The sequence below is a fragment of the Lacticaseibacillus sp. 866-1 genome (assembly GCF_016861825.1).
Classification (GTDB): domain Bacteria; phylum Bacillota; class Bacilli; order Lactobacillales; family Lactobacillaceae; genus Lacticaseibacillus.
Genome location: NZ_BOLU01000011.1, coordinates 46,592 through 65,589, shown reverse-complemented (window position 1 = coordinate 65,589; position 18,998 = coordinate 46,592). Strand labels below are relative to the sequence as shown.

Below are 18,998 nucleotides of genomic sequence, written 5' to 3'. Positions count from 1 at the left end.
AATCAGCACTGAACCATCGTCCCAGACGTATTCTGAACTATCTTCGACCATGCGATTACTACCGACGCATGGCTTAACAACCTAGACCACTATCAAGGATTCGTTATCATCGTTGCACTTGACTTGAAAATTGAGGAAACGGATATTCTAGCCCGGTTCGCCAACACGTTCTTCGCGCACAAAATCGACAAAATGGTCGATGAATATAACTACAAGGGCATTGAGCGGTACTTCATTGCCGGGGCACTGCCTTGGGCGTTGTCTCGGATGATCCCAGTTGGTCTGGCCCTGGCGTTCGGCGGCGGGTTTGTGGCCAACCTGGCCCGCGTGCTGAACACGAGCTGGAAGTGGCTAGGCGATGGCTTGGCCACTGCCGGGGCAGTTCTGCCGGCGGTTGGGTTCGCAATCCTGCTGCACTACCTGCCAGTGAAGAAACACTTTGCCTACCTGATCCTCGGTTTCACCGTGACGATGCTGTTTTCCACGGTCTTTGGCAACATCCAAACGCTCGGCACCGCGGTGGCCGGCGTGGCGAAGACCTTCACCACGTCCTTCAACGGCCTCTCCATGCTTGCCATTGCGCTGATTGGGTTTGCCTTTGCGGCGATTGCCTACCAGCAGTCAACGGCGACGAATGCCGGTGGCGGCAGCGGGAGCAGCGACAAGAAGCCTGCCGCGGATGAGAAAGGAGAAATCGAAGATGATGAACTCTAAGACGCCGACTTATAAGTTAAATGATGACGACTTTCGGCAGATCAACCGGCGCAGCTTGTTCGGTTTTCAGCTGGGTTGGAACTACGAGCGGATGCAAGGCTCCGGTTACCTGTACACGATCCTGCCGCAACTGCGCAAGATTTACGGTGATGGCACGCCAGAGCTGAAAGAAATGATGAAGACGCACACGCAGTTCTTCAACACGTCCAACTTCTTTAACACCATCATTACTGGGATCGATTTGGCAGTTGAGGAAAAAGAAGGCATCAAGGGTGAGGAAACTGTTGCCGGGATGAAAGCCGGCTTAATGGGCTCGTTCGCCTCGATTGGGGACTCGATTTTCGCGGCCTTGATCCCTGCGATTTTTGGGGCGATTGCCGCCAACATGGCGACAAAAGGCAATCCGATCGGCGTGTTCATCTGGATTCTGGCGCAAATTGCCGTCATGGTCTTCCGCTGGAAGCAGTTGCGGGTGGCCTACAACGAAGGGGTGGCCTTGGTCACCACCATGTCACACCGGCTCGCTGCTTTGACCAACGCGGCGACCATCATGGGGGTCTTCATGGTTGGCGCCTTGGTCGCCACCATGATCAATGTGAAGTTTGCCTGGGCCCCGAATGTGGGCTCCGTGCCACTGGATATTCAAAATAGCCTGGATATGATCCTGCCAAAGCTGCTGCCGGCGCTAATCGTTGCCGGGATTTACTGGCTGCTAGGGCGCAAGCACATGACCTCGACCCGCGCCATCTTCATTGTGCTGATCGTGTCCGTGGTGCTTTCCGCGCTGGGGCTGATCGCGAAGGGTTAGTCAAACTGGTTATCAGAGGCGCTGTCGCACGGGAACCTTCTGTGTCTGGCGCCTTCGCTGTGCAAATTAATGGGTAAGGGAGTCAATAAAATGAGCAAATTGGTTTTGATCAGCCATGGGGATTTCAGCGCCGCGCTTAAGGCCAGCGCTGAAATGATCATGGGTCCGCAAGCCGACATTGCGACTGTGGGGCTGCAGCCAAACGAAGGACCGGAAGATTTTCGCACCAAGTTCGAGGCCGCCATTGCCGGCGAGTCAAAAGTCACGGTGCTGGCTGATCTGAAGGGCGGGACGCCAAGCAATGTGGCCGCCACGGTGCTGGCGCAAGGCGGCGACTTTGACCTGTACGCCGGCGCCAACCTGCCGATGGTGATCAGCTATTTAAACGCCCAGATGCTGGGGGCGGCACCTGACCTGCTGAAAGACGGCCAGGCCGGTGTGGTGTACGTCAATGACATTGTGAAGCACTAGCACGGCTGACTGAAAATTTGGGGTAGAAATATTGGAGGGACAAATATGTCGGTAAAATTGACACAGGGTCAATATCAACATCTGGAACAGCTGTCAAACGATCAACACGTCATCGCCGCCTTGGCGATCGACCAGCGAGGCTCGCTGCAGAAAATGCTGAACGCGGCGGCAGCTGGCGCGGCCAGTGAAAATGCACTGAGTGATTTCAAGGCGGTCGTGTCCGAGGAGCTGACTAAGTACGCCAGCGCGATCTTGCTTGATCCGGAATTCGGGCTGCCTGCCGCCAAGGCTCGCGCGGCCGATGCCGGCCTGCTGCTGTCGTACGAAAAAACGGGCTACGACGCCACTGAACCGGGCCGCTTCCCGGATCTGATCAACAACCAAAGCGCGCTGCGCATCGCCGAAGAAGGCGGCGATGCGGTCAAGTTTCTTCTCTACTACGACGTCGATGAAGGCGATGCGGTCAATGAGCGCAAGCGGGCTTTTGTGGAACGAGTGGGGGCGGAAGCGGCGGCCAACGATTTGCCGTTCTTCTTGGAGCTGGTCACATACGACGCGGATTTGGACAGCGTGGCTGATGCGACATACGCGAAAGTGAAGCCGCACAAGGTGATCGAAACCACGCGGGAGTTTAGCAATCCCCGTTACCGCGTCTCGGTGCTCAAAGTCGAAGTGCCAGTTAACCAGGCGTTTGTTGAAGGCTTTACTGACGGCGAAAGTCCGGTATACAGTCAAGCGGAAGCTTCGAGTTTCTATCAGCAGCAGGCCGATGCCACCGCTCTGCCGTTTATTTTCCTGAGTGCCGGGGTTTCTAACGAGTTGTTCTTAAAGGAATTGCAGTTTGCCCATGACGCCGGCGCTACTTTCAATGGGGTGCTGTGCGGCCGGGCGACCTGGAAGGATGGGATCATCCCGTTTGCTGCCCGCGGTGAAGCAGCCGGTAGAGAATGGATGCAAACTGAAGGCAAGGCCAACATCGAGCGGCTAAACGCCGTGTTGGCCACCACTGCGACACCTTGGGATGACGTCGTGACAATCGTTAAGTAACCAAAGTTTCACATGATTTTTGCCCCTTGAACGGCCGCTGCCGCTCAAGGGGTTTTTCGATGTGTGGCAGCCGCGGTTGACTGACGCGTTGCCTACGCGCAAAACCCTTTGGCCGCACCGCATCACGCCACCGCGTCAGTGACTCGAAAGTCATTGACCGAGCAGTCACCAGGCCGTACACTTGCCTCATCAATTGGGGAGGCGAGATCATGGCAGACGTTTTGACCGTTGATCACCTGCAGAAAAAGTTCGGGAAGTTTCAGGCCTTGAAGGATATCACGTTCAGCATTCACCCTGGGGAAGTGTTTGGATTTATTGGCCCTAATGGTGCCGGCAAGTCGACGACCATCAGGACGCTGCTTGGCATCCTGCGTCCGACTGCTGGCCGGGCCACCATTTTTGGCCAAGACGCCTGGGCCGCTGCGGTCAGCATCCACAAGCACATTGCTTACGTGCCTGGGGATGTTAATCTGTGGCCGAACCTGAGTGGCGGTGAGGTGATCGATTTTCTGCTGCGGCTGAACGGCCAGAAGCACACAGGCCGCACCGATGAGCTGATCAAGGCCTTTGCTCTGGACGTCCGCAAGAAGGCCCGGACCTACTCAAAAGGCAACCGGCAGAAAGTCGCGTTGGTCGCGGCGTTTTCCAGTCAGGCGGACTTATCTATTTTTGACGAGCCGACCAGCGGCCTTGACCCGCTGATGGAAGAGGTCTTCCAGCGGGAAGTGTTGGCGTTGAAGCAGGCGGGCAAGAGTGTGTTGCTGTCCTCGCACATTCTCAGTGAAGTGGAGCGAATGTGTGACCGGATCGCGATCATTCGCCAAGGCGAGATCATTGAGGTGGGCAGCCTGGCCGAGATGCGGCAGCTTAGCCGCAGCACGGTGCGCGTCACGACCCAGCAGCCGCTGACGGCGATTGAGGCTCTGCCTTCGGTGCATCAGTTCAAGGCCAAAACCCCGACGCAAGCGGTTTTTTCGGTCGATGCCGAGGCGCTCGGGGACACGATCACGGCCCTCAGTTCGCTGGGAATCACCCAGCTGATCACGACCCCGCCGACGCTTGAGGACCTCTTCCTGCGTTACTACAATCAAGAAGGTGGCAAAGATGAGCAGTAGGTACGCAAACACTTGGGCGTTGGTGCGGCTTAACCTGCGTCATGACTGGCTGAAAATCTTCCTTTGGATCGCTGGGCTGGCAGGCATGATGGCCAGCGCGGCCGCCAAATTTGAAGGGATCTACGGCACGCCCAAGGCTATGGCGTCAATTGCGCAAACCTTAAAAACCCCGGCCATGGTGTCGCTGTTTGGACCGTTTACCGCGACCCCACCATTTTCTTCGGCGGTGATCTACGGGGCGGAAATGATGGTGTTCATGGGCCTGTTTGCCGCCATGATGAATGTTTATTTTGCCGTTCACGCCACGCGGGCAGAGGAGGATGCTGGTACTTCCGAGTTGATTTTGGCCCATGCAGTCGGCAGACAGAGTCCGCTGCTGGCCGCCATTATTGAATTGGTAATAATCAACGGTCTGGCCGGTGTCTTGGAAGCCCTGGGCCTGCAGGCGGCCAACATGCCCGGTGCCAGTGCTACGGGCAGCTGGCTGTTTGGGCTGGGACTGGCCGCGTTCGGGTTCATGTTCGGCACCTTTTCACTGCTATTTGCGCAGATGGTTAGCTCAGCGCGCGCTTCGACCATGCTGAGTTATGCGTGGCTAGGCCTGCTGTACGTGGCGCGGATGGGGACTGACGTGCAAAATCCCGCTCTCACCTGGTGGACCATTTTTGGCTGGATCGAGAAAATGCATCTGTACACCGCAAATGTCTGGCCGCCGGTTTGGCTGATGCTGGGTCTGAGTGCTGGCGTGTTGCTTGGGGCGGTGGGGCTGGCCAACGCGCGCGACATTGGGGCCGGCCTGGTTGAACCGCGCACAGGCCGCAGCAAAGCCTCGCGCTTCCTGCAAGGGCCGCTGATGCTCCTTGTGCGGCTGGAGCGGACCAGCACCATGATTTGGTTGATCGGCTTGTTTGTCCTCGGTGCCGCGTATGGATCCATTTTTGGCACAGTCGGCGACTTGGTCAAATCCAATCCCATGCTGGCCAAGCTGCTGGGCAGCAGCGGGGTCGCTGCGGCCAACCGCGCCGTGGTGCTGGGACTGGCCAATACGCTGGTCGTAATTTTTGCGGTGGTCGCGGCGGTACCGGCAATTTCGACGCTGCTGCGGCTGAACACGGACGAGCGCAAAGGGTACCTTGAGCTGTTGCACGCTGCGCCGGTTTCTCGCCTGCACCTGTTTCTCAGCCATGCGTTTGAGGCAGTTGGTGTGGGCACCCTGGCCTTGGCGCTTGGCGTCTTGGGGATGGCGGCGGCCGGCAACGCCTCGATGACCACCCCAATCAGCTTGGCTCGCTTTATGCGCGGTTTTGTCGGCTACTGGCCGGCGCTGTTGGTGGTTTGTGGGCTCGCGGCACTGCTGGTGGGATTACTGCCCCGGCTTCAGGCCCTGATCTGGGTCGTGCCGGTGTATGGCGTGCTGTCCATGTTTCTCGGCCCCATGCTTGATTTTCCCAAGTGGGCGGAGCGGCTGTCACCGTTTGGCTGGGTCAACGCGGTGTCGACGCGCGCAGTCGCTTGGCCCACTTTTGCCTGGATGACAGCGCTTGGACTCGGCTTGTTCGAGCTGGCGTATGTCAGTTACCGCCGGCGTGATTTGACGATGAATTGAGGGGGTGCCATGGTGAAAAAGGATTCAAAGGTGCCCCGCGATCCGGTCAAAGTCGACCGAATCTTGACGGCCGCGATGCATGAATTTGCCAGCCAGGGCTATCAGGCGGCAAAGACAGACGTGATCGCCCAGGAGGCGCAAGTCTCGAAGGGGTTGATCTTTCGCTATTTTGGCAGCAAGGCGAAGCTGTATCTGGCCGTTGCCCAGTGGGTGTTTGACCGGCTGAACGCGGTCGCTGATTTTTCCGTTTGGCAGGATGCGCCAGACCTCCAGTCGATGATCACCCGTGCGCTGCGCTATAAGATTCAGCTGCAGCTGCAGTACCAGGACGAAATGCGCTTTGGGATGGCGCTTTACGGCGGCAGCGAACTACCAGAAACGGTTAAACCGCAGCTGCAGGCCCTGCTTCAAAAGGAGCTGAGCATGGCGAGCACCGATTTGGCCGGCCCGGTTCTGGCGCGCATGCCGCTGCGCGAAGGCGTGTCGCCAGCTTTGGTTGAGGACCTGATTCAGGGCATGATCACCTTGGTGAGCCAGCAAGCGCAACCGTTTCTTGACGCGCATCCGCATGCCACAGTCGAGGACCTGGACTGGTTGGTCGAAGAGGTGCAGAAGTATCTCGACGTGTTGGAACACGGTTTTTTAAAGTCATAAGGCTAGCCTTTAGCCTCCAAGCGGTTTTCTGTCAACACGCAGAAAGCCGCTTTTTCATTTTCGGCCGCCGGCGCTATACTGGTTAGTGTAAAGATGAGGAGGCGAGCAGATGCAGATTGGATTTATTGGGACCGGCATTATGGGCACGGGAATCATCAAGAATCTCCTGAAGGTTGGCTACGATGTGACTGTGTACAACCGCACACCGGCGCACGCCCAGGCCGTACTCGATGCCAATGCCAAGTGGGCGGACTCACCGCGCGAGGTGGCTGTAAGCAGTGACGTCACCTTCACCATGGTCGGCTTCCCTAAAGATGTTGAACAAGTGTATTTCGGCCCAGACGGGGTGCTGGCCGGGGCGAAAGCCGGCAGCATCATCGTGGACATGACCACCAGCCAGCCCAGTCTGGCCGCTCGTATTGCGGCGGCTGCGGCCAAGCAGGACATCCGCTCGTTAGACGCACCTGTTTCCGGCGGTGACATTGGCGCGCAAAAAGGGACACTCACGATCATGGTGGGCGGCGACCGGCAGGCATACGATGAGCTGCAGCCGCTGTTTGCCAAGATTGGTACAACCAACCACTACTTTGGCCCCGCTGGCAGCGGGCAACACGCCAAGATGGCCAATCAGATCATGATTGCTGGGACCATGACCGGGCTGACGGAAATGCTGGTTTACGCCAAGGCGGCCGGCCTGGATCTGAAGACGGTCTTGGCCACGGTGGGCGGCGGTGGCGGCGCCAACTGGAGCCTAGAGAACTACGGTCCGCGTATTCTAGTCGGCGACTACACTCCCGGTTTTTTCATCAAGCATTTTGTCAAAGATCTGCGTATCGCTTTGGAAGAGGCGGATTGGCTGGGCGTGGCGCTGCCGGCAACCAAGCAGGCCAAGGCCCTTTACCAGGCAATGGTTGATAACGGCCACGGCGATTTGGGCACGCAAGGGCTGATCACTAGCTACCCGAGTTGGCAGAAGTGACGCCGGTGCGCCGGTCGGCTAGAATATAAGTAATTGAGTGGACACACAGAAAAGGAGCAAATCATGACAGAATTTTCAAAAATGAGCGACACTTATACGTTGAGTAATGGCGTCAAGATCCCAGTCGTCGGCTTTGGCACGTGGCAGACGCCGGATGGCGACGTGGCCAAGCACAGCGTTGAGGTCGCCATCGAGGCGGGTTATCGCCACATCGACACTGCGGCGATGTACCGCAATGAGGATAGCGTCGGCGAAGGCATCAAGGCGGGACTGGCGGCCACTGGGCTGAAGCGCGATGACCTGTTTGTCACCACGAAGTTGAACAATAATGCGCACAGCTTTGATCTGGTGCAACAGGCCATCGACGAATCTTTGACCAAGCTGGGCTTGGATCATGTGGACTTGTACCTAATCCACTGGCCAAATCCGGCCAGCTTCCGTGATTCGTATCCAGACAGCCTGAAGGACACTTGGCGCGGCATGGAGCAAGTGTACAAAGACGGCAAGGCGCGCGCGATTGGCATCTCCAACTTCCGGCAGGCGCACCTGGATGTGATCAAGGCGGACGCGACGGTTGAACCCATGGTCAACCAGATTTTCCTGAACCCGTCTGATTTACAGCCGGCGGTCACCAAGATGAACGAGGACAACCACATTCTGAGCGAGGCTTACAGTCCACTCGGCACTGGCAAACTGCTGGGCAATACTGAGCTCGCGAAGGTCGCCGCAAAGTACGGTAAGGGCGTGGCCCAGGTCCTGCTGCGTTGGTCCTTGCAGCACGGCTTCCTGCCGCTGGCCAAGTCGGTGCATGACGACCGCATTAAGCAAAACACGGACCTGTTCGACTTCAGCCTCAGCGATGCGGACATGAAGACCTTGGATGGCATGCACGGCGTGGCTGGGCTTGCCACCGATCCTGATACCACCAATTTCTAACTTGATTTGTTTTCGCTCTCAACCGTTCTGGTTGAGGGCGTTTTTTGGTGCCATTGGTTTCAGCCAGCGAAAAGTGATGGTCGATAGCCTATAATTGGCCATAGATGATTTCAGAAGGGAGCCGGCTATGAATTTTTTTATTAATGAAACCATGCACGCGCAAAAGTCGGGGATCGAGCACGCGGAATTAAAGCGGTTCAAGCTGTTCAACGAGCACGGCGCGGACTGCCGGATCGTGATTCGCAACTGGGATCCGGAACTGCATGAAAACACGCGGCAAGCCGGCATTCCGGACGCCCAGTTGATCAGCATGTTTGACTACTTTCAGCACGCCGAGCAGGTGAAGGATCGCCGAATCACGTTGGCAGATCTGGACTTTGGCGTGGCGAACACGACTGTTAAGCACGAGCCAGGCAAGAACCGGGTGCTCGTCACTGCAGGGGGGCAGTTGGTGGCGCGGGTCAACTTCTGGCCGGATGCACAGCGCGTGCATTCGACCGAGTTGTTTGACGCTTTTGGCAACTTGTACCTGGTCGAGCAATACGACAGTCGCGGCTTTGTCAGCCTGCAGCAGTGGTACACGCCGGACAACCAAATTGGCATGGAAACTTGGCTGACGCCAGCCGGTCAGCCGGTGCTGGAAAGCTACAACCGCGATGATCGGCAAGGCAAGCGCCAGCAGGCCGGCTGGCGGCTGACCGAACGCGACGGGCAGGTGTTTCAGTTTGCGACGATTGAGGCGTTGACGCAGCAATTTCTGGATGATCTCAATTTAGCTTTTTGGGACCTTGAGCGCCCCAATGTCTTCGTCTTGGACCGCTCGCACCTGGTCGAGTGGGGGATCACGCGGCTGAAGCGGCCGGCGTACACGGTGTTGTATCTGCATAACGCGCACACGGCCAACGCCCAGGATCCTGACGATCCGCTGCTGAACAACAATTACGAATTTGCGCTGAGCGATGTTGACGCGTTTGATGCGGTGGTTTCGGCGACACGCAAGCAGGCCGAGGCAGTGGCTCAGCGGTTCCACCCGCGGGCGGCCAACTTTGCCATCGCCGTCGGGGTGGTGCCGGATCAGCTGCTGGCGGCGCCGCGCGTGCCAGTGGCGCGGCGGCAGTTCGGTAAGATTGTGGCCTTTGCCCGCATCGCTTGGGAAAAGCACCTGGACGACCTGGTCCGGGCCGTCGCGATTGTGCACCGCGAAATTCCACAGGTGACCCTTGATCTGTACGGGTACGCCGATCCCAGCGACGACTACAAGGCCCGAAGGCAAGTCGAGCAGGTGATCAAAGCCGAGCACCTGGAAAAGGTGGTGACGCTCAAGGGCTACACCCAAGACATCGATCAAATCGAAAATTCGGCCATGATGTTTGGCGTGACGTCACGCATGGAGGGGTTCAACCTGGCCGTGATGGAGGCCATCGCTCATGGGCTGATCGCGTTTACTTATGATGTCAATTACGGACCGAACGAAATCGTTGAAAGCGGGGTGAACGGGCAGGTCGTGCCTTACGGCGACTACTGCGCCATGGCAGAGGCCATGCTGAAAGTGTTGCGCGATCCGGCACTGGCGCAGCAGTATTCTGCCGGTGCTTATGAGTCAGCCAAGCGCTACTCAAGTGCTGCGGTGTGGGAGCAGTGGCAGGCCCTACTGGCGGACGCCCAGGCAAATTGGCCAGCCAAACTAATTGCCGCGCGGTTTTGCAGGCCGGAGGAGGGCTGAGGATGAACTATTTTATCAGTGAAAATATTTTTGCTTATAACTCCGGCACCGAGCACGCCCAAGCGCGGCGGGTGCGACTGCTTTCCCGTTCCACTGCGACCGATGCGGTGTATGTGACCCGCAACTACAACCGGTTTTTGGCGCGCGACCGCAAGACGGTGGGACTAAAATCAGCGCAAGTGCTGAATATGTACGACTATTTTCAAGGGACGACAAGCGTGCCGAGAGTTGAACAAAAGCTGCGCTTGCTCAAGCAGATCCCGCTGGTCGCATACAAAATTGCCGGCCACGGCCCCAACTATTCCACTCTTGAAGAAAATGGTCTGACGCTGGCTCGCATCGATGTGATGCCCGGCACCGTCGGCCTAATTGGGTCGATTACCTATCAGGACCGCTTCGGGAACCTGACCGCACGCGAGAATTTTGACTGGCGCGGCTTTAAGTCCTCGGTCGACTACTTTCACCCGGACGGCCAGCTGGCCCGCACGATGTACCTGAACCTGGCCGGTCAGCCGGTGCTCGAGATGGTTTGCATGAATCGAGGCGGCCAGGTCGCGCCGACGATGTGGCAGCTGCTGGGCGACCACGGTCATCATTACCGGTTCAGCACGGAAGACGAGCTTTTCACCTTTTTCCTTGACGAACTGGTGAAACAGGACCCGCAGGCGCGCCTGTTTTCCGAGCGGCGCAGCCTGGACGCGGCGGTGGGCGCTGCCGCCGCTGCCCAAAAGTGGGCCATCTTCCACGACGCCCATGAGGTGGCCGGCCAACTGCTGGCAGCCTATCGTCCTGTGCTGGTCGAACACCCTGAGCAGTTCACCGGTGTGCTGGTTTCGACCAAGGCGCAGCAGGCGGCGCTCAACCAGCAGTTTCCACGCGTGCGCACGGCCGTGGTGCCTGACACCGTGATCTTCCCGGATGAAGCAAGCCCCGCGGTGGCGCGCGTGCCGCACCGGCTGGTGTTGGTCGGCCGCCTGGCCCCGGAAAAAGGGCCGGACGCCGCGCTGCGGATATTCACTCGGGTGCTCGCCGCGGTGCCGGATGCCACGCTAGAGCTGCGCGGATACCCGATCAGTGCCGACTACCTGAACCAGCTCAAGGCCCAGGCCGAGCACCTGGGAGTGACAAAGGCCGTGACTTTTTCGTCCTACGTGACCGGCCCTGAGCTGGCCCAAAGTTATCGCCAGGCACAGGTGCTGATCGCGCCGTCTCAGCATGAAGGGTTCGGCATGCAGCTGGTCGAGGCACTGAGCGCCGGTACGCCGGTGATTGCTGACGATGTGGCCTTTGGCCCCCGCGAGATCGTGGTGCCTGGGGTGAACGGTGACCTGGTGCAGCCAGGCGATGAATCCGCTGCGGCCGCCAAGGTGATCAGACTCTTGACGGATGCGCGGCTGTGGCACGCCTTGCATCAAGGCGCGCTGGATTCGGCTAAACAATACGTCGAGGCCCCGGTAGCCAGGCAGTGGCAGGCGTTTTTGGCTGGGCCGGCTGGGCACTCAACACACTAAAAAAATCGTCAATGATTCTTTTAAATAAAAATGTCGCGCATTTTAGAATCAAGTTAGCCACTGTCTCAAAATTTTTTGGACAATAAAAAACATCAAGAACAGATATCCTGTATCATTGAAGTTCCTACACAAACAATGGAGGAGGATATTGTCTTGATGCAGAAACAGGATAGCACACACCGCCAAAAAGGTCAGCACTTAACATCACTCGAGCGCGGAAAAGTGGCCGGATTCCGCCAAGCTGGGAAGTCCAATCGTTGGATTGCTGCTGAAATTGGCGTCTGCCCGCAGACCATTAATAATGAAATCAAGCGAGGTACAGTAGATCAGGTCAAGAAGAGTAATGGCAAGCGTGTCTACCATCGACAATACCTGCCAGAGGCTGCTCAGGCACGTTACGAGACTGCACGCTTGAGCTGCCATCGTCCTGACAAGTTCGCCAGCGTACAGGTCTTCTTAGCCTGGTACGTACAGCGAGCTAAGCAGGACAAATGGTCCCCGGATGCTTCAATCGGCTATGCCAAGCGACACAAGCTGTTTACTCCTGAAGAGCTTGTTTGTGCCTCGACTTTGTACCAGTACATTGACGACCAACGCCTAGAGATTCGAAATATCGACCTGTTGGAGAAGACTAAGCGGAAGACCTCTCACCAGCACCACACCAAGGCTAAGCGCCTGGCTGGCCGCAGTATCGAGGAACGGCCTAAGGTCGTTGAACGACGCAGGCAGTTCGGTCACTGGGAGATGGATACCATTGTCGGTAAACGCAATGGCAAGGAGAGCGTCATCTTGACTCTGATTGAGCGCAAGACCCGTTGCCAGCTTCTCCGCTTGATCGAAGGACGAGATGCAGACTCTGTGAGCTATGCATTGCGTGGAATCAAGCGCGAATGGGGAGCTTGCATCAAGACCATCACAGCCGACAACGGACCCGAGTTCACCGCCTTAAATACTGCTTTTGCTGGGACGGAAACTGAGATCTTCTACGCCCATCCTTACACGTCCTGCGACCGTGGCACCAACGAGGCACATAACCGGATGATCCGCCAGGACTTCCCTAAGGGCATGTCCCTAGATGACATTAGCCCTAGTCAAGTGCAGGCCACGCAAGACCGCTTGAATCAGTTGCCTCGCAAACAACAGGGCTACTGCACACCCCAGCAAAACTTTGAGGCCGAAGCTCGGCGCGTTCGCCGCATGGCCCAGTAGTCTCTCTAGCGCCACAACTTCTATTTGATAACGGCCTGTTCTGGGATTGTCCTCAACGACTGGCTAACTTGTTCTTGCAATTTACGTAAATAAAAATGTAATCGGTTTCGACAAGTTTTGATATGATAGAACCATCATAAGGGCGACCTGCTGGGGGCTTTGCGCAGGTCAAAGGAGGAGCTATGGCGCAACTATACCGAGCGTGGTTTCGCGCGAAAAAAGATGGTCGTTACATCGCCGGCTACAAAGCTGATACGGCGGACGATTTTGGGGTCGAACTGACTGATGATCCGGAACAAGCGGTTTCCATGATCACCGACCGCACAGCCGCTTTTGAGGTGGAAGACCGGCTGTTCCAGGCGTTGATTCGCCATCCTGATCCGGCTGGGGAGCCGTTAAACATGGCGACTGCCCTTGACGCTTTTCAGGTGGTGCGTCAGTTCTTTGAGGTGGAGACCTTGCCGGTCCCGGCGGGCACTGAGGAAGGTCGTGAGATCACTTGGGTCGTGGACACCGCGCAAGTGGACCTCGACCAGTTCGGGGCAGAGCATCAGATTTCCCGCGATGATAATCGGCTCGTTGACCTTGATGAAGGCGATTGGGCGCAGCTGCGGTTCACGGTGCTAAAGGCCCAGCGTTATGTGGATGACTTGACCGGCGCGTATTATCCGGGCATGACGGTGCGCCACGCCGACGAGGCGGTATTTTGGGCGCTGCCTGATGAATTTATGACCTGGGCGGAGGTCGTTTCCCAGCTCGACATCTTTCCGTGCACGGTGCAGTTCACTAAAACCCCGGACGGAAAACCATACGCAGCCCTTCAGCTGCCGCTAGCTGCAGAGGAGGAATAGCAGATGCGAAAAATTGCCTTTGATACCTACCCATCTTACGTTGATATTCCTTCATCTGCGCTGCCGGCGCTCGTCACGTTTGTTAACTTGGGGGTCAAGTTGGACGATGAATCGGGAATCAAATTTCTCACCGATGTCCACGAGGATGAAAACAATAGCAATTCGATCCTGCTGAGTTGGAGTGATGATCCGGCAGACGGCCTGTGGTTTACCGCCAAGGAAGAGCTCGCCCAGTATGCGGGCTTGCTCATGCGTTACGCACAAAGTCGCGGGATGTCGGCGGCGAAAGCGGCCAAGGCGATTTACGTCGTGCCGACCCAAGTGGGCGTGAAGCCGTAAAGCACTTTTAGCTGTGGAAGCAAGCGAGTCATGGGGCTCGCTTTTTTGCTGGGTCAAGTTTTTTGACCAAAGGGGTCGACAGCTGCTGCGACATTTTTAGATGAAAAGGTTTCCTTGCTGGCAGCGGCTCGCTATACTGAAAGCATTGAAAAGGAGCCTGCCGCATGATTTCTTCTGATTCTCACCAGCACGATGCAACGACCGCCCAGCTGGGCTTTTACCTCGTGTTTTCGATTTTACTCAACGGGTTCGGCAACGGCCTGACCGTGTGCATGAATCTTGGCTCGGCATTGTGGACGGCGTCGGCGGTCAACTTGACCCACACGCTGCACTGGTCGCTGCTGGTCGTGCTTTTGGTTGAAGGCGTCGCGGTCACGGCGACTAATGTGTTATTTCTCGGCCGCTTTGACTGGCGGCGAGTGCTAGGCAACTTGATTTACATGTTCCTGTTCTCGTATGTTGTCGCCGGTTTTACCGCTTTGCTGCAGCTGACGCCGATTCAGACTTGGCCGCTGGCGGTGCGCGTGCTGCTGGATCTCTTCGGCCTGGTTTGCATCGGCGTGGCCATCTCAATTTATCAGCGGGTCAACGTGATCATGCACCCCAATGATGACTTCATGCAGATTATCCGCTTCAAGTGGCTGCACGGCCGTGCCGCGGTGGCGCAGCCAATCTCATTCATCCCGCCGATTGCAATCAGTCTGGTGTGTTTTCTGATCACGCGGCAGCTGTACGCGATCAATATCGGCACGGCGTTTTCGCTGCTCTGCCAAGGGTTTGTAATTGCCGCGGCCGACCGGGTCGTGTTTCCCAGCCTGAAGCACCGCCATTTGGAAGTTTAGCGACTGCGTTGGTAGTCGTTTTTTTATCATGAGAAGAGGCTCAATAATGGAAAAAATCAGCTTAGACCCGCAGCAGATCGGCTTTACCGAGGCGGTGCACCAGTATGAAATGACAGCGGTCAATGATCACGTCATTCATCTGCTGGCATATGCCGGCAGTCGGCCAGAACACCCCACCGTACCAGGCGCCGTTGCCGTTGAAAAACACGCCGACGAGACGGTGGCTTCCGGTGGGTCAGGCCAGCAGTTTGAGGCGCCAATCGTGATCGATCACGAACAGCGACCGTTTGATGCCGCCTTCGCGCCGCTGAGTGTTCAGCTTGGCGAGTACCAGCTGCGCTTTGATGTCGAGCGGCGACGCTTTTTGGTCACCGGGGGCCAAGCTGAATTTTCCTTTGGCCTGCCGACTTTTGACGATGACGGCTGGACGCAGGTCTGGCACACGGCAGACGACGCGGCCTTTTTTGGCGGCGGCACCCGCAATGGCGTGATTTCGCTGGCCGACCAAATCGTCGAGATCGCGAACCAAAACGTGTGGACGCAAGGCGGGGTCACCAGTCCGGTGCCGTTTTTCTGGAGCACGGCCGGGTTTGGTCTGCTGGTCAACACCTTCACGAAGGGCGAATATGATTTTTCCAATCCGCACCACGGCGTCCGCGTCCATCATGACGATCCGGTGTGGGATGTTTATATGATTCTGGGCGAGACACCACAGGCTTTGATTCACGGGTATCACGAGTTGACGGGTAAACCCGAGCTGATGCCATGGGCTGGGTTTTATCCGGTTCACCTCAATGCTTACAACCGGGATTATTGGGTAGCAGTGACCAAGGACTCTGCCGGGGCCGTCGAGGTGACACCCGGGCACTATTACAAAGAGTATCAGCCCGTCAACCCAGAGTCGTTCAACACGGGCAAGCGGCCTGGGACCATCACGGTGGCCGGGCGCACGCTGGTGCCAAATGTGCCAGGTGCAGGTCACGTGACCTTTGTTGATCCTGGTGCGGACGGCATGCCGCAACGCGCGATCCACGAAAGTCTCAACGGTGAGCACGACTACCCGTTTTCGGCGCGGGCGGTGCTTGACCAATACCGAGCCGTGGGGATGCCGCTGGGGACGATCTTTCCCAATGACGGTTACGGCGCCGGGTACGGCCAGACAGACTCGTTTGCCGGCGACTTGGCGAACTTGGCTGCCTTCGTGAGCTGGGCCAAAGCGCAAGGGGTGCAGACGGGGTTGTGGACGCAAAAACGCCTGACCCCTGAGGACCCAGCCCACCCGCAAAAGGGGGAGCGCGACTTTGCCCAGGAGCTCGATACTGGCGTTGCAGCGGCCAAAACCGACGTCGCCTGGGTCGGCGAGGGCTACACCTTCGGCCTGAACGCAACGGAAAAAATCGGCCGGCTGATGCGAGCGCGCAATTTGCGGCCCACGACCTACACGGTTGACGGCTGGGCCGGCAGCCAGCGCAGTGCTGTCGTCTGGTCAGGAGATCAGGCTGGCAGTCACTGGGCCAACCTCCGCGCGCACATCGGGACCTATTTGAGTACTGGCCTGTCCGGCAATCCCAATATCACTAGCGATGTCGACGGGATTTACGCCGGCACTGATCCGGTGGTGTACGTCCGCGACCTTTTTATCGATGGACGGCTGGGGCGATCGCCCGAAAATGCTGGGGTTGCAGTTTGGTGAGCCCTTTGCGGCGATTTGTCGCGCCTTTGCCCGCTATCATGTGACGCTCATTCCTTATCTCTACACCTTGGCGCATGAAGCCCGAGAAACTGGCGCGCCAATCGTCCGGCCGACGTTTTGGGCTGAACCCACACCTTACACGTTGGGCCACGCACTGGCCGACCAATTCATGCTGGGGGACTCGTTCCTCGTGGCGCCGATCATGGACGCCTATCAGTTGCAGGCAGACGGCGCCGATACGCGGCCGAGCCTTTATTTGCCTGCCGGCACTTGGTATGATCTGTGGTCTAACGACCAACTGGCCGGTGGGCGGACGTATGCCGAGGTGGCCACGCCCCTGGCGCAGCTGCCAGTGTTCGTGAAGGCCGGCAGTCTGATTGTCACCCAGCACGCGGCGCAGAATCCGGCGGCGGAAGAGTCGGCGCGTTTGATCGAGTACTTTCCAGGCGCTCCGGGCCGCTTCACCTGGTACGAAGATGACGGTCACACCATGGCATACACTAAGGGCGACTTTGCGACCACGCCGATTGAAGGCCAAACCGCAGGCCAAACCGTCACGGTGACAGTCCACCCGCGGGTCGGCCACTATGAAGGGGCTAGCGCTGATCAGCCGCTTCAGCTCTTTGTGCCGCTCAGCCAAGAACCGACCAAGGTCCAAGTGACCGTCGATGGGCAGACTGTGGCCGCACCAGTGACGTTTGGTCTGCGGGCGGATGACCCGCTGGCCGCTTCACGTAAGCAGCGTGGGGTGACCGTTGATTTAGGCGTTTTCGACCGGGCCAATCAGACCGCTAGGGTCACGATTGAAACGACCGATTAACGAATTCTGCTGCGCAGTCCCGGTGTTGGGGCTGCGCCTTTTTTGCCGGTGAAACAAAAAAGCAGCCATGACTGGCTGCTCGCTGATGGGACAGAGACCTGAATCTAGGCCAGGTCCTCACCATTTGATTGAATGACTTTTTTGTACCAGTAGTAGGAATCCTTCGGCGTGCGGCGCTGGCTGCCGTTGCCCCAGTCGTCGCGGTCGACGTAAACCAGACCGTAGCGCTTCTTCATTTCCCCCGTGCCGTTTGACACCAGGTCGATCGCGCTCCACAGGGCGTAGCCGATCAGGTCGACGCCGTCTTCAGTGATGGCGTCTTTCATGGATTGAACGGCGTAGCGCAGGTAGTTGATTCGGTAGTCGTCGTGAATTTTGCCGTCTGCCGCGACTTCATCGGCCCAGCCCAGACCATTTTCAACGATGAACAGCGGCTTGTGATACCGATGCCACAAGGTATTCAAGGCCAGTCGCAACACGTCAGGATCGGTGGCCCAACCCCACGCGTTGGTTTCCAGGTACGGGTTCTTGACCGTGCCGCCGCCCAAGTTGCCCTGGGCATTCTCATCACGGCTCGGGTCGGCCGTGACCACTGACGAGGTGTAGCAGGAGAAACTCAGAAAATCAGCGGGGTACTGCTTCAGCAGTTCGTAGTCTTCAGGCGCATCATCCAGCTTGATGCCCGCGCGCTCATATTGAATCAGACGGGACTTAGGATACTCGCCACCCGCTTGGACGTCGGCGTAGAACAGGCCGCGCTCCATGTTGAGCATTGCCGCGACCTGGTCCTTCGGGTTGCAGGTTTCCGGATAAACCGGTTGGTAGGCCAGCATCATGCCGACCTGAATGCCTTGGCCGATCTTGTGCGCCGCGCGAACCGCCTTGGCGGACGCGACAAACTGGTTGTGGGCGCCCTGCGCGCGGTTTTGTGGGGTCGGGTCGGTGAGCCCACCGCCGAGGTAGGGCGCTTCGTCCATGGCGTTGATCTCGTTGAAGGTCGTGTAGTAGTGAACTTTACCGGCGTAGCGCTTGAAGACCACCGTCGCGTACTTTTCGAACAGGTCGATCAGCTTGCGGTCTTTCCAGCCACCATACTTTTGTACCAGTGCCAGTGGGGTGTCGTAGTGCTGCAAGGTGATGCAAGGTTCGATGTGGTGCTTCACGCATTCGTCAATCACCTTGTCGTAAAAGGCCAGCCCGGCTTCATTGGGTTCACTTTCCTCGCCAGTCGGGAAAATGCGGCTCCAGGCGATGGAGAAGCGGAAGGTGGTGAAGCCAATTTTGGCCAGCATCTCGATGTCTTCTTGGTAATGGTGATAAAAGTCGGTCCCGCCATGGCTCGGGTAATAGTAGTCCGGCAGCACCGTTGGGGTCGCGTCTTTCGGCACGGAAAAGTCACTGCCCCAGACCATCGGCGAAAAGCCGGTGGTACCATCCGCTTTTTTCCAGGTGACCTTACGGGGCTCAGTTGCTGAGCCGTTTGTCGTGACATCAACGGCAGTCAGGCCCTTGCCGCTTTCATCAAAGCCGCCTTCGTATTGATTGGCGGCAGTGGCGCCGCCCCACAGAAATCCTTTGGGAAAACTCATGTTCAACCTCCATCAGTGTAGTTGTTCCTACAAATTTTCTAACCGCTTTCATTGTATCAAAGTTTGGTGGGGAATGCGCAAGCCAAGTGCA

General features: G+C 57.5%; 17 protein-coding genes and 1 pseudogene. 17 read left to right on the top strand and 1 reads right to left on the bottom strand.

The genetic code is table 11. The features are described from left to right. Positions 1-135: 135 nt before the first annotated feature. The 17 genes and pseudogenes from JUE30_RS04995 to JUE30_RS11290 form a co-directional block, all read left to right on the top strand. A pseudogene (locus tag JUE30_RS04995) lies at positions 136-714 on the top strand (PTS sugar transporter subunit IIC); the annotation flags it as partial. Then, positions 701-1,522: a PTS system mannose/fructose/sorbose family transporter subunit IID gene (locus tag JUE30_RS04990; protein ID WP_125754627.1), complete on the top strand. Its 822-nt coding sequence runs from the start codon at positions 701-703 to the stop codon at positions 1,520-1,522. The pseudogene JUE30_RS04995 and the gene JUE30_RS04990, both read left to right, overlap by 14 nt. 90 nt (positions 1,523-1,612) lie before the next feature. Next, on the top strand, positions 1,613-1,993 hold the full coding sequence (locus JUE30_RS04985) for a PTS sugar transporter subunit IIA (protein ID WP_203623885.1): 381 nt from the start codon (positions 1,613-1,615) through the stop codon (positions 1,991-1,993). Between the two features lie 45 nt (positions 1,994-2,038). Further along, positions 2,039-3,040, top strand: a complete 1,002-nt coding sequence (locus JUE30_RS04980; protein ID WP_203623884.1) for a tagatose 1,6-diphosphate aldolase — start codon at positions 2,039-2,041, stop codon at positions 3,038-3,040. A gap of 209 nt (positions 3,041-3,249) precedes the next feature. Continuing rightward, positions 3,250-4,155: an ABC transporter ATP-binding protein gene (locus JUE30_RS04975; protein WP_203623883.1), complete on the top strand. Its 906-nt coding sequence runs from the start codon at positions 3,250-3,252 to the stop codon at positions 4,153-4,155. Then, positions 4,145-5,761, top strand: coding sequence for an ABC transporter permease (locus JUE30_RS04970; protein ID WP_203623882.1), 1,617 nt, complete (start codon positions 4,145-4,147; stop codon positions 5,759-5,761). The genes JUE30_RS04975 and JUE30_RS04970 overlap by 11 nt, the downstream gene beginning before the upstream one ends. 12 nt (positions 5,762-5,773) lie before the next feature. Then, the gene (locus JUE30_RS04965) at positions 5,774-6,415 is read left to right on the top strand and encodes a TetR/AcrR family transcriptional regulator (RefSeq protein ID WP_203623881.1); all 642 of its coding nucleotides are present in this window, start codon (positions 5,774-5,776) and stop codon (positions 6,413-6,415) included. Between the two features lie 109 nt (positions 6,416-6,524). Further along, entirely contained in the window at positions 6,525-7,394 is an 870-nt protein-coding gene (locus JUE30_RS04960) for an NAD(P)-dependent oxidoreductase (protein WP_203623880.1), read from the top strand. A gap of 63 nt (positions 7,395-7,457) precedes the next feature. Next, positions 7,458-8,330 carry an aldo/keto reductase gene (locus tag JUE30_RS04955; protein WP_203623879.1) on the top strand — a complete coding sequence of 291 codons (873 nt, stop codon included), beginning with the start codon at positions 7,458-7,460 and terminating at the stop codon, positions 8,328-8,330. A gap of 127 nt (positions 8,331-8,457) precedes the next feature. After that, positions 8,458-10,053 (top strand): accessory Sec system glycosyltransferase Asp1, encoded by a 1,596-nt coding sequence (gene asp1 / locus JUE30_RS04950; protein ID WP_203623878.1) that lies wholly within the window; start codon positions 8,458-8,460, stop codon positions 10,051-10,053. A gap of 2 nt (positions 10,054-10,055) precedes the next feature. After that, the gene (locus JUE30_RS04945) at positions 10,056-11,564 is read left to right on the top strand and encodes a glycosyltransferase (RefSeq protein ID WP_203623877.1); all 1,509 of its coding nucleotides are present in this window, start codon (positions 10,056-10,058) and stop codon (positions 11,562-11,564) included. 156 nt (positions 11,565-11,720) lie between these two features. Beyond that, positions 11,721-12,773: an IS30 family transposase gene (locus JUE30_RS04940; RefSeq protein ID WP_010620018.1), complete on the top strand. Its 1,053-nt coding sequence runs from the start codon at positions 11,721-11,723 to the stop codon at positions 12,771-12,773. A gap of 182 nt (positions 12,774-12,955) precedes the next feature. Further along, entirely contained in the window at positions 12,956-13,624 is a 669-nt protein-coding gene (locus JUE30_RS04935; RefSeq protein ID WP_203623876.1) for a hypothetical protein, read from the top strand. Between the two features lie 3 nt (positions 13,625-13,627). Next, entirely contained in the window at positions 13,628-13,963 is a 336-nt protein-coding gene (locus tag JUE30_RS04930) for a hypothetical protein (RefSeq protein ID WP_203623875.1), read from the top strand. Between the two features lie 164 nt (positions 13,964-14,127). Further along, positions 14,128-14,805: a hypothetical protein gene (locus tag JUE30_RS04925; protein WP_203623874.1), complete on the top strand. Its 678-nt coding sequence runs from the start codon at positions 14,128-14,130 to the stop codon at positions 14,803-14,805. A 46-nt stretch (positions 14,806-14,851) separates the two neighbouring features. Next, positions 14,852-16,498 (top strand): TIM-barrel domain-containing protein, encoded by a 1,647-nt coding sequence (locus tag JUE30_RS11295; protein WP_203623873.1) that lies wholly within the window; start codon positions 14,852-14,854, stop codon positions 16,496-16,498. Further along, positions 16,449-17,318, top strand: coding sequence for a DUF5110 domain-containing protein (locus JUE30_RS11290; RefSeq protein WP_203623872.1), 870 nt, complete (start codon positions 16,449-16,451; stop codon positions 17,316-17,318). Before JUE30_RS11295 ends, JUE30_RS11290 begins: the two co-directional genes overlap by 50 nt. A 104-nt stretch (positions 17,319-17,422) precedes the next feature. Here JUE30_RS11290 and JUE30_RS04910 read toward each other — a convergent pair whose 3' ends face one another. Next, positions 17,423-18,907: a glycoside hydrolase family 1 protein gene (locus JUE30_RS04910; RefSeq protein WP_203623871.1), complete on the bottom strand. Its 1,485-nt coding sequence runs from the start codon at positions 18,905-18,907 to the stop codon at positions 17,423-17,425. Positions 18,908-18,998 lie beyond the last annotated feature (91 nt).

Bases quoted from the DNA above. Each gene is read 5' to 3' on its own strand.
- asp1 (WP_203623878.1), top strand. From the start codon at position 8,458: ATGAATTTTTTTATTAATGAAACCATGCACGCGCAAAAGTCGGGGATC.
- JUE30_RS04975 (WP_203623883.1), top strand. From the start codon at position 3,250: ATGGCAGACGTTTTGACCGTTGATCACCTGCAGAAAAAGTTCGGGAAG.
- JUE30_RS04925 (WP_203623874.1), top strand. From the start codon at position 14,128: ATGATTTCTTCTGATTCTCACCAGCACGATGCAACGACCGCCCAGCTG.
- JUE30_RS04940 (WP_010620018.1), top strand. From the start codon at position 11,721: ATGCAGAAACAGGATAGCACACACCGCCAAAAAGGTCAGCACTTAACA.
- JUE30_RS11295 (WP_203623873.1), top strand. From the start codon at position 14,852: ATGGAAAAAATCAGCTTAGACCCGCAGCAGATCGGCTTTACCGAGGCG.
- JUE30_RS04960 (WP_203623880.1), top strand. From the start codon at position 6,525: ATGCAGATTGGATTTATTGGGACCGGCATTATGGGCACGGGAATCATC.
- JUE30_RS11290 (WP_203623872.1), top strand. From the start codon at position 16,449: ATGGACGGCTGGGGCGATCGCCCGAAAATGCTGGGGTTGCAGTTTGGT.
- JUE30_RS04955 (WP_203623879.1), top strand. From the start codon at position 7,458: ATGACAGAATTTTCAAAAATGAGCGACACTTATACGTTGAGTAATGGC.
- JUE30_RS04990 (WP_125754627.1), top strand. From the start codon at position 701: ATGATGAACTCTAAGACGCCGACTTATAAGTTAAATGATGACGACTTT.
- JUE30_RS04985 (WP_203623885.1), top strand. From the start codon at position 1,613: ATGAGCAAATTGGTTTTGATCAGCCATGGGGATTTCAGCGCCGCGCTT.
- JUE30_RS04910 (WP_203623871.1), bottom strand. From the start codon at position 18,907: ATGAGTTTTCCCAAAGGATTTCTGTGGGGCGGCGCCACTGCCGCCAAT.
- JUE30_RS04970 (WP_203623882.1), top strand. From the start codon at position 4,145: ATGAGCAGTAGGTACGCAAACACTTGGGCGTTGGTGCGGCTTAACCTG.
- JUE30_RS04930 (WP_203623875.1), top strand. From the start codon at position 13,628: ATGCGAAAAATTGCCTTTGATACCTACCCATCTTACGTTGATATTCCT.
- JUE30_RS04935 (WP_203623876.1), top strand. From the start codon at position 12,956: ATGGCGCAACTATACCGAGCGTGGTTTCGCGCGAAAAAAGATGGTCGT.
- JUE30_RS04980 (WP_203623884.1), top strand. From the start codon at position 2,039: ATGTCGGTAAAATTGACACAGGGTCAATATCAACATCTGGAACAGCTG.
- JUE30_RS04945 (WP_203623877.1), top strand. From the start codon at position 10,056: ATGAACTATTTTATCAGTGAAAATATTTTTGCTTATAACTCCGGCACC.